Genomic DNA, 5,777 nt, shown 5'->3' on the forward strand with positions numbered 1-5,777 from the left:
CACATCTCACATCTCACATCTCACATCTCACATCTCACATCTCACATCTCACATCCTGCCCTTGATCTGTGCCAGGATGAACAGCAGCGTCGCCGCCAGCACCACCGACGGCCCGGCCGGGGTGTCCCAGGCCAGCGAGCTGCCGATCCCGCCGCTCACCGCCAGGATGCCGACCAGCGCCGCCAGCAGCGCCATGCTCTCCGGGTTGCGTGCCAGCTGACGCGCGGTGGCGGCCGGAATAATGAACATCGCGGTGACCAGGATCAACCCGACAACCTTCATCATGATCGCCACCACCAGCGCCATCAGCAGCAGGTAGGCGGCCTGCACCAGGTCGACCTTCACCCCTTCGACCCGGGCCAGGTCCTCGTCGGCGGTGATCGCCAGCAGCGGCCGCCAGAGAACCATCAGTCCGGCCAGGGCGACTGCCCCGCCGCCGTAGATCCAGACCAGGTCGGCCCGGTTGACGGCGAGAATGTCGCCGAACAGGTAGCCGAGCAGGTCGACCCGCACCGTCTCCATCCGTGACAGAACCACCAGTCCGAGGGCCAGTGCCGAGTGGGAGAGGATGCCGAGCAGGGTGTCACCGGCCAAACGCTTGCCGCGCTGCAGCAGGAACAGCAGCAGTGCCAGGGTGAGACAGACAATCAACACGCCGAGAATCGGCGCCAGGTCGAACAGCAGGGCGCAGGCGACCCCGAGCAGGGCGGCGTGGGCGAGGGTGTCGCCGAAGTAGGCCAGCCGCCGCCAGACGACGAAGGAGCCGAAGGGCCCGGCCACCAGGGCGACGCCGAGCCCGCCGAACAGGGCGCGGAGAATGAAGTCATCCATGGGAGTGTTCCTCGTGGTGATCGGTGTCGTGGCTGAAGAAGGCCAGGTTGTGCTGCGCCGCGGGGCCGAACAGGGTGAGAAAATCGGCATTGCGGCTGACGCTCTCCGGCGATCCGGTACAGCAGACATGATGGTTGAGACAGACCACCCGGTCGGTGGCCGCCATCACCAGGTGCAGGTCGTGGGAAACCATCAGGATGGCGCAGCCGCGCCGTTGCCGCAGGTCGGCCAGCAGTTGGTAAAGTTCGGTCTGACCATGGACATCGACGCCCTGTGCCGGTTCATCGAGAACCAGCAGGTCAGGATTGCGCAGCAGCGCCCGTGCCAGCAGCACGCGCTGCAATTCACCGCCGGAAAGGTTCTGTATCGCGCGTCCGGCCAGCGGCTCGATACCGGTTTCGGCCATGGTGGTGGCCAGTTGCCGCGGGTGACAGTGGCCGGCAAGGTGCAGAAAACGTTTCACGCTCAGGGGAAAAGAGGGATCGATGTGCAGCCGTTGCGGCATGTAGCCGATACTCAGCCCGGGGAGACGGTCAATGCGGCCCGCGGTCGGCGGCAGCAGGCCGAGGGCGAGTTTGAGCAGGGTGGTTTTGCCGGCACCGTTGGGACCGATCAGGGTCAGGATTTCTCCCGCCGTGATGCGCAGGTCAACTCCCTCCACCAGCATCCGCCCCTGGCGGGCGTAACTGACCTGCCGCAGTTCAAGCAGGGTGCGACGGTTGTCGGCCATCTGTTTCAGTCCTCCCGGCAGCGGGAGCAGAGTCCGTGGATTTCCACCGTCTGTTGCTCGACGGAAAAACCGGCTGCCGCCGTCGCCTGCCGAATTGAACGGCTGACGCCGGCCGAACTCAGTTCGCTGGAGGCCTGGCAGGAGCGACAGATGAGAAACTGTCCGGCATGGGGCTCTCCCGGATAACAGCAGCCGGTGTAGGCGTTGAGCGAAGCGAGGCGATGCGCCAGGCCGACCCGCTGCAGGAAATCGAGTGCCCGGTAGACGGTCGGCGGCGCCGCCCGACTCCCGGTCCGCAGTTGTTCGAGCAGTTCGTAGGCACCGACCGGTCGATGACTCTGCCAGAGCAGTTCCAGCACCCGGCGGCGCAGCGGTGTCAGGCGCGCCCGCTGCCGTCGGCAGAGGGCTTCGGCCCGGGCCATGGCCTGGTCGATGCACTGCTGGTGGTCGTGCGGGGTGAAGGGATGATCAGCAAGCTGTTGTGACATGCGGCCTCCTGTGATATGTAACACTATAACATTTTGTTGCGAATCGCCAATCCGCTTGACGTGGTGAGTGATTCAAAGGAGTTGCTGATGGTGCGCAGACGATTGCTGCCGGTCGCGGGATGGCTGCTGTTCTGCCTGCTGTTCGCCGCCGCCCCGGAGGCGCTGGCGGCGGCCCCGCGCGTGGTGGTCAGCATCAAGCCGCTGGCCGGTCTGGCCGCTGCGGTCATGGCCGGCATCGGTCAACCGCAACTGCTGCTGCCGGGCGGATCCTCGCCGCACAGTTTTGCCCTGCGCCCTTCCCAGATGCGGGCGCTGCACCATGCCGACCTGATCCTCTGGATCGGGCCGGAGCTGGAATCGTTTCTCGCCAAATCGCTGCGGGATCCGAACCTGCGGACAAAGACCCTGCAGTTGACCAAGCTGCCCGGCATCAATCTGCTTCCGGCCCGCAAAGGTGGTTCCTGGGGAGAAGATCCGGACGAGGAGCACCGACATGGCGGCATCGATCCCCATCTCTGGCTCGACCCGGCCAATGCCAGGCAACTGCTCAATGCCCTCAGCGCCCGGCTGATCCAGCTTGACCCGCGGCATGCCGCCCGCTACCGGGCCAATGCCGCGGCCGAAAAGCGGAAGATCAGCGCGCTGCAGCATCGCCTCAAGCAGCAGCTCGTTCCGTTGCGGCAGTCGCCCTACCTGGTCTTTCACGATGCCTACCAGTACTTTGAACAGGCCTTCGGCCTTCACCCCCTCGGCGCTCTGGCGATCCACCCGGAACGGGCGCCGGGAGCGCGCCGGATTCGTGAAATGCGCCGTCAGATCAAGAACCGCAACGTGCGCTGTGTCTTCAGCGAACCGCAGTTCGAACCGCGGCTGGTGGCGACCCTGATCGAAGGGACCGGCGCCCGCCACGGTGAACTCGATCCGATCGGCGCTGCCCTGCCCGATGGTCCGGACAGCTACCTTGCTCTGCTGCAGGGGATGGCTGACAACCTGCAGGCCTGTCTCGGGCAGTAGCAGGCGGAGCAAAAACGCCCATCTGCGGCGTTGTCCTTGCCCCGCGTCAACGACGTACCTTCCGGTACGCCTTATTCCGCGGGGGTGCGGACGCCTTGCAGCTGGACCTATTTGCTCCGCCTGGGGAAGATAACCTTTAAACTCCCGGTCAAAAATCTCTGCTCCCCTGTCGTTTCCCGGCGCAAAGATTCCGCCGGGACTTGTCTTCTGCCCGATGAATGCAATAATTTCAAAGGCATGACATCCTTGTTGCAGCAGACCGAAAGGATCCTATGGAAACCTGGGGAGCCAACCTGTTGGGCAGCGATATCCTGATGGTGACTGTCAAGCTTCTGCTGGCGGCCCTGGCCGGCGGCATGATCGGCATGGAGCGGGAACGGCATGGCCGCCCGGCCGGGCTTCGTACCCACATGCTGGTCTGCGTCGCGTCCTGCCTGATGATGGTCATTTCCGAGGTTTTCGTGGTCAAGTACGGGGCTCTGGACAGCAATTCGATCCTTCGTCTCGACCCGGCCCGGACCGCCGCGCAGATCATCTCCGGCATCGGTTTTCTCGGCGCCGGGGTGATCCTGAAGGAGGGGGTCAACGTCCGCGGTCTGACGACCGCCGCCTCGTTGTGGATGGTCGCCGCCCTCGGCATGGCCTTCGGCGTCGGTCTCTTCATTATCGGCGGCCTGTCGACCTTTCTTGCCCTGATGAGCCTGGTCTGGCTGAAACGCTTCGAGCCGGTGATCAAAAAGGATCGCTACACCAACCTGAAAGTTACGGCCGTCAACCGCCCGGAACTGGACCGGGAGATTGAACAGCTGTTCACGGAACACCACCTGCGGATCGTTTCCGCTAAAATCGGCGTCGATCTCGAAGCCGGAGAAATTTCCCTCGAATATGTGGTCACCAACCACCACCGCTGGATCGGTCGTGAGCTGATCAGCCGCATTTCCGGCATGGAAGGGGTGCGACGTATCGGCTGTCGTTGAAAGAGGCCTGCGCCGACAACGACTTTCAGCCCTCCGCCCTTGCCGTTGTCGGCATTTCCGGCTATCTTGAGAGCGGTCATTGACGACCGGACTCTTTCCCAGGAGGGGAACATGCTCGCCAAAATCACCTCCGGTGCCCTGCTCGGCATCGATGCCTATCCGGTTGAAGTCGAAGTCGATATCGCCCAGGGGCTGCCTCAGTTCGCCACCGTCGGCCTGCCCGAGGGAGCGGTCAAGGAGAGCAAGGATCGTGTCAAGAGCGCGATCAAGAACTCCGGCTACGAGTTTCCCGCCCGCCGCATCACCATCAACCTCGCCCCCGCCGACATCAAGAAGGACGGCGCCGCCTTTGACCTGCCGATGGCGATCGGCCTGCTCAGCGCCACCGGGGTGGTCAAGAACGGCAACGTCGGCCGTTACGTGCTGCTCGGCGAACTCTCCCTCGACGGTCGCGTCAAGCCGGTGCGCGGCGCCCTGCCGGTGGCCGTCGCCGCCCGCGACTGGGATGTCGACGGCCTGATTCTGCCGCGGGAAAACGCCGCCGAAGGGGCCATCGCCGCCGGTTCACCGGTCTACGCCGTCGAGGACCTGGGCCAGGTGGTTGATTTTCTCAATCGCGAACAGGTTCTTGAGCCGGTGGTGGTCGACCCCGCGCTGCTGCAGGCCGAAAGGGTCTCCGGCGAGGCCGACTTCGCCGAGGTCGCCGGCCAGGAGCAGGCCAAGCGGGCGCTGGAGATCGCCGCCGCCGGCAGCCACAATGTTCTGCTTGTCGGGCCTCCGGGTTCCGGCAAGACCATGCTCGCCCGGCGGGTACCGACCATCCTGCCGTCGCTCGCTTTCGAAGAGGCGCTGGAGGCGAGCAAGATCCACTCCATCGTCGGTCTGCTGTCCCGCGAACAGGCGCTGCTCAGTTCGCGACCCTTCCGTCATCCTCATCACACCATCTCCGATGCCGGGCTGATCGGCGGCGGCAGTTATCCCAAGCCGGGAGAGGTTTCCCTGGCCCATCGCGGCATTCTCTTCCTCGACGAACTGCCCGAGTTCAAGAAGAATGTGCTGGAGATGCTGCGCCAGCCGCTGGAGGACGGCCAGGTCACCATCAGCCGCGCCGCCACCACCCTCACCTACCCGGCCGACTTCATGCTGGTGGCCGCCATGAACCCCTGTCCCTGCGGCTTTCTCGGCGACCCCCAGCACCCCTGCTCCTGCACTCCGCTGATGACCCAGCGTTACCGCAGCCGCCTCTCCGGCCCGCTGCTCGACCGCATCGATCTGCACATCGAGGCGCCGCGGGTCGCCCATAAGGATCTCGCTGCGACCTGCAGCGCTGAATCATCCGCCGCCATCCGCGCCCGGGTCGAAGCGGCGCGGCAGATCCAGCGCAACCGGCTGGAGAAATTCGGCCTGCACACCAACAGTCAGATGCAGGCCCGGCACCTGAAACAGTTCTGCCGGCTGGACGCTGAAGGAGAGAAACTGCTGGAGATGGTGGTCGACCGGCTCGGCATGTCCGCCCGCAGCTACAGCCGCATCCTCAAGGTGGCGCGGACCATCGCCGATCTGACCGGGGAAGAGACGATCCGCCAGCCGCACCTGGCCGAGGCGGTGCAGTACCGCGGGCTGGACCGGAAGCTGGGGTAAGTGCTGAGAAAATACTTAAATGTTGATGACAATAGATGTAGGACGAAAGGGGACGCCCATGTAATTATGTTATTCCCCTGCCCGGCAGATCAATGT

The 5,777-nt window shown here is 64.5% G+C and carries 6 protein-coding genes; 3 read left to right on the plus strand and 3 right to left on the minus strand.

From position 1 onward, the window contains the following. Positions 1-48 precede the first annotated feature (48 nt). The 3 genes from B5V00_RS16570 to B5V00_RS16580 are packed head-to-tail and all read right to left on the minus strand — an operon-like array spanning position 49 to position 2,049. Complete coding sequence (locus B5V00_RS16570) at positions 49-831, minus strand: iron chelate uptake ABC transporter family permease subunit (protein ID WP_085011922.1); 783 nt, start codon at positions 829-831, stop codon at positions 49-51. Next, positions 824-1,561: an ATP-binding cassette domain-containing protein gene (locus B5V00_RS16575; RefSeq protein ID WP_085011923.1), complete on the minus strand. Its 738-nt coding sequence runs from the start codon at positions 1,559-1,561 to the stop codon at positions 824-826. The genes B5V00_RS16570 and B5V00_RS16575 overlap by 8 nt, the downstream gene beginning before the upstream one ends. A 5-nt stretch (positions 1,562-1,566) precedes the next feature. Continuing rightward, positions 1,567-2,049, minus strand: a complete 483-nt coding sequence (locus B5V00_RS16580; protein ID WP_085011924.1) for a Fur family transcriptional regulator — start codon at positions 2,047-2,049, stop codon at positions 1,567-1,569. Between the two features lie 87 nt (positions 2,050-2,136). Here B5V00_RS16580 and B5V00_RS16585 point away from each other — a divergent pair, with 87 nt between their 5' ends. The 3 genes from B5V00_RS16585 to B5V00_RS16595 all read left to right on the plus strand — a co-directional run bounded on the left by B5V00_RS16585 (position 2,137) and on the right by B5V00_RS16595 (position 5,681). Then, a complete protein-coding gene (locus B5V00_RS16585; protein ID WP_085011925.1) occupies positions 2,137-3,063 on the plus strand; it encodes a zinc ABC transporter substrate-binding protein in 927 nt (308 codons plus the stop codon). 272 nt (positions 3,064-3,335) lie between these two features. After that, positions 3,336-4,040, plus strand: coding sequence for an MgtC/SapB family protein (locus B5V00_RS16590; protein ID WP_085011926.1), 705 nt, complete (start codon positions 3,336-3,338; stop codon positions 4,038-4,040). Positions 4,041-4,151: 111 nt separating this feature from the next. After that, positions 4,152-5,681 carry a YifB family Mg chelatase-like AAA ATPase gene (locus tag B5V00_RS16595; protein ID WP_085011927.1) on the plus strand — a complete coding sequence of 510 codons (1,530 nt, stop codon included), beginning with the start codon at positions 4,152-4,154 and terminating at the stop codon, positions 5,679-5,681. The last annotated feature ends 96 nt before the right edge of the window (positions 5,682-5,777 follow it).

The sequence above is a fragment of the Geothermobacter hydrogeniphilus genome (assembly GCF_002093115.1).
In the GTDB taxonomy this organism is placed as follows: Bacteria; Desulfobacterota; Desulfuromonadia; order Desulfuromonadales; family Geothermobacteraceae; genus Geothermobacter_A; species Geothermobacter_A hydrogeniphilus.

Coding starts and splice junctions, on each gene's coding strand:
- B5V00_RS16570 (WP_085011922.1), bottom strand. CDS start 831: ATGGATGACTTCATTCTCCGCGCCCTGTTCGGCGGGCTCGGCGTCGCC.
- B5V00_RS16575 (WP_085011923.1), bottom strand. CDS start 1,561: ATGGCCGACAACCGTCGCACCCTGCTTGAACTGCGGCAGGTCAGTTAC.
- B5V00_RS16580 (WP_085011924.1), bottom strand. CDS start 2,049: ATGTCACAACAGCTTGCTGATCATCCCTTCACCCCGCACGACCACCAG.
- B5V00_RS16585 (WP_085011925.1), top strand. CDS start 2,137: ATGGTGCGCAGACGATTGCTGCCGGTCGCGGGATGGCTGCTGTTCTGC.
- B5V00_RS16590 (WP_085011926.1), top strand. CDS start 3,336: ATGGAAACCTGGGGAGCCAACCTGTTGGGCAGCGATATCCTGATGGTG.
- B5V00_RS16595 (WP_085011927.1), top strand. CDS start 4,152: ATGCTCGCCAAAATCACCTCCGGTGCCCTGCTCGGCATCGATGCCTAT.